The organism is Photorhabdus stackebrandtii (assembly GCF_011189495.1).
Lineage (GTDB): Bacteria > Pseudomonadota > Gammaproteobacteria > Enterobacterales > Enterobacteriaceae > Photorhabdus > Photorhabdus khanii.
Genome location: NZ_PUJV01000222.1, coordinates 1 through 214 on the forward strand (window position 1 = coordinate 1; position 214 = coordinate 214).

The window sequence follows — 214 nt, forward strand, 5'->3', positions numbered from 1 at the left end:
GCTAACACCGGAGTCTGAAACAGGTCGCGTACCGCCAGTGTAAGCCCCTGCTGACGCAAATGTTCTATCACCCGCACCGCCAGCAAAGAATGCCCGCCCAGGGCAAAGAAATTGTCATGCCGGCTGACTTGTTCAAGGCCCAGTAACTCACGCCAGACCACCGCCAGGGCGGTTTCGGTGGCGCCCTGCGGGGCTGCATAACGCTGGCGGGCAA

Annotated in this window: 1 protein-coding gene; it reads right to left on the reverse strand. The window is 61.2% G+C overall.

Features of this window, described 5'->3' with window-relative positions:
• On the reverse strand, window positions 1–214 hold a 214-nt coding region (locus C5470_RS22390), incomplete at both ends, for a phosphopantetheine-binding protein (RefSeq protein ID WP_166291980.1).